The organism is uncultured Clostridium sp. (assembly GCF_934754925.1).
In the GTDB taxonomy this organism is placed as follows: domain Bacteria; phylum Bacillota; class Clostridia; order Clostridiales; family Clostridiaceae; genus Clostridium.
On record NZ_CAKVJA010000094.1, the window covers coordinates 1 to 3051 of the forward strand.

The 3051-nt window shown below is 25.8% G+C and carries 3 protein-coding genes and 1 rRNA gene; all 4 read right to left on the reverse strand.

Translation table 11 applies throughout. From position 1 onward, the window contains the following. Window positions 1-266 precede the first annotated feature (266 nt). The 4 genes from Q0G30_RS13975 to rrf all read right to left on the reverse strand — a co-directional run bounded on the left by Q0G30_RS13975 (window position 267) and on the right by rrf (window position 2972). Window positions 267-899, reverse strand: a complete 633-nt coding sequence (locus tag Q0G30_RS13975; protein ID WP_294136205.1) for an ATP-binding cassette domain-containing protein — start codon at window positions 897-899, stop codon at window positions 267-269. A 74-nt stretch (window positions 900-973) separates the two neighbouring features. Beyond that, window positions 974-1720: an ABC transporter permease gene (locus Q0G30_RS13980; protein ID WP_294136207.1), complete on the reverse strand. Its 747-nt coding sequence runs from the start codon at window positions 1718-1720 to the stop codon at window positions 974-976. Continuing rightward, on the reverse strand, window positions 1695-2678 hold the full coding sequence (locus tag Q0G30_RS13985; protein WP_294391302.1) for an MqnA/MqnD/SBP family protein: 984 nt from the start codon (window positions 2676-2678) through the stop codon (window positions 1695-1697). Before Q0G30_RS13985 ends, Q0G30_RS13980 begins: the two co-directional genes overlap by 26 nt. Before the next feature lie 177 nt (window positions 2679-2855). After that, window positions 2856-2972 (reverse strand): 5S ribosomal RNA (rrf, locus tag Q0G30_RS13990). Window positions 2973-3051: the final 79 nt, after the last annotated feature.

Below are 3051 nucleotides of genomic sequence, written 5' to 3' on the forward strand. Positions count from 1 at the left end.
AAGAATTGCTGGTTTACTTTAACTATATTCTGTTCAATTTTCAAAGACCATTTACTCTGTCGCACCGAAGCGACTTATTTATCTTATCATCTCTTACTACATATGTCAACAACTTTTTTTAAGTTTTAACATTTGTCGCAATCAACATTGATTATATTATCACTTCAAGAGATACATGTCAATAACTTATTTTTAAGTTTTTTAGTACTCTGTCATTGGTGATGTGTTTTATGTTATCACTATTAATTTACTTAGTCAATACATTTTTATATAATTTTATCTATAATATTTTTAATATTATTTTCCTTCACTTTATCTAATATTTTTACTGGTCTTTCTCCTAGTAAAAATACTACATGTGCCAAATTTAATATTTCATCTTTATCATGAGTTACTAAAATTATTGTTGTTTTTTTCTCTAAATTAATTTTTTTTACTATCGCAATTATATCATTCTTACATTTAATATCTAATGATTTAAATGGCTCATCCATTAATATAATCTCCGGCTCTCCAATCAGTGCTCTAGCTAAATTAACCCTTTGTTTCATTCCACCACTTAACTGATGTGGATAATAATATTTGAATTCACTTAATCCCACTAAACTTAAAATCGTATTAATTTTTTTCTCCAGATCCTTTCCTCTTGAATATTTTTTTACTACTATTTTTAAGTTATTATATATATTTATCCAAGATATTAGGGAATCATTTTGAAATACATATGATATCCTTCTATTTTCTTCTAATAACCTTTCTGAAATATTATTTAATAACGTTGTTTTTCCACAGCCTGATTTACCAATAATACAGTTTATCTTATTATCATCGAAATTTATATTAAAGTTTTTATATATAACCTTTTCTCCATATTTGCAATTTATATTTTCTATTAACATAACTTCTAAATTTTCCTCTCTTATAATCAGTAACGCTATAAAATCTTAATAAAAATATTATATATTCTATAAGATTACAGCTTATGTTTTTTAAAAATTCTACTGATAATTAAATCAAATAAGAAAACAATACCCGTTATTATTATCATCCAAGCAATAATTCTTGATGTATTTAATTGCATTTTTTCAAATTGAATAATTGTACCAATACCGTACTGTGGCTGAGAATAAACTTCTCCTGAAATTACAACCTTAAATATTAAAGATAAAGTTGAATTAATTACTTTTTTAATTGCTATTAATATGACAGGTATTATCAATGTAATAATTTTATCTATAATTTCAATTCTATATATGTTAAACACTTGTAATAAATCCTTATCAATATCTAATAAAGAATTTAAAATGACATCATAAAAAATTGGAAATGATATTACTATTCCTATTATTATTGGTGCAAACTCTTTAGAAGTCCAAATTAATACTATTACTATAAAGGCCATTGTAGGTATAGATTTTAAAAAAATTATTATTACATATAAAAAATTATAAATAAATTTATTAAAATAACTAAAAATTGATAGCATTATAGCTATAGCTAATGATAGTATAAAGCTTTCTATGCATCTAAATATGCTACTAAATATTAGTATTATAAAATTATTAGAAAATATTATAGTATATATATCAGATAAAACATTAAAAAAAGAAGGCAAAAGTAGCCTATTATCAACAATAATAGCTGCCGTTTGCCAAACCAATATAAGTATAAATATTGAAATAGTTAAGTATCTTTTATTCTTTAATGAATATTGAGTCATATTCTTCAATTTCCCCTTTGTTTTCTCCATCTATAATAGAAAAATAGGTTTCATATTCTTCTTCCGAATTTTCTATCCTTATAAAATTTAAATTACTATTTCTTATAGATTCATTAATAACATCCTTATTCACAGTTATCCCCAGCTCTTCACATTTTTCAGCTGCTAACTGTGGATTATCTAATACCCATTTCTCACTTTCGCTAAATGCTTCTATTAATTTATCATAATCATTAATATTTTTTATTTTATTGTAGAACTCTTCTTTTATTAATAATGTTGATTGTGGATATCCTCTTTCAACATTATTTAATTTCGCCCATTCCTCATTTAAACTTAGAATAATTTTTATATTACTCTTCTTAGCCATTACTGCTGATAATACCGGCTCTGGAACTACTGCATATTTTGCTTGTCCGCTAATAAGCAATGGAGCAAGTTCTGATGCTGCTCCAACATATGAAAATTCTATATTTTGTTGATTTACATTACTATTTAATAATATATTTTTAAACACAATATCAGGAGTAAGCCCTTTTCCAGTATTATATACTTCACATCCCTCTAATTCTGATATATTAGAAATATCTTCTGTAGACACTAAGTATAATGACCCCCAACCTATTGTTGCTGCAACCTTATATCCTAAACCTTTTTTGTATGCCTGCAATGCTAAATTTGATGGAACTATTGCTAAATCAGCTTCACCCTTCATTAATTCTGATAAAAGTAAGTCTGTAGTTTTCTGAACCGAAGATTCTAAAGTAATATTATCCACTTTACTATTATCAGTTATTAATTTACTTATCGCTATTGACGGCAATCCATCTGGAGATATTATTGTTGCCTTTATTTCTTCATTATTATTACTAATATTTTCTTGAATATTTTCCTTATCACAAGATACCATAAATATTACTATTAATATTAATACTATAAAATTTAACACCCTTTTCATAAGATCACCCCGTATTAAATCTTATCATACAATACCATTATTTTCTATATATTTTTGTTTTTTCTATATTATCTATTTCCTAGGAAATTATCACTATGATTTTTCTCTATTTTCAAATTTACTTAATTTCTTTTTTAACGCAAAAAAAATACCTAGTATAAACTAGGTATTTTATCTACCTGGCAACGTTCTACTCTCCCACACAGTCCCCCGTGCAGTACCATCGACGCTGTAGAGCTTAACTTTCCTGTTCGGAATGGGAAGGAGTGTTTCCTCTACGCCATCATCACCAGATTTTTGAGATTGTTATCTCAAAATTGCACATGAATTATTTTATATTTTGGTCAAGCCCTCGACCTATTAGTATCAGTCA

Coding starts and splice junctions, on each gene's coding strand:
- Q0G30_RS13975 (WP_294136205.1), bottom strand. CDS start 899: ATGTTAATAGAAAATATAAATTGCAAATATGGAGAAAAGGTTATATAT.
- Q0G30_RS13980 (WP_294136207.1), bottom strand. CDS start 1,720: ATGACTCAATATTCATTAAAGAATAAAAGATACTTAACTATTTCAATA.
- Q0G30_RS13985 (WP_294391302.1), bottom strand. CDS start 2,678: ATGAAAAGGGTGTTAAATTTTATAGTATTAATATTAATAGTAATATTT.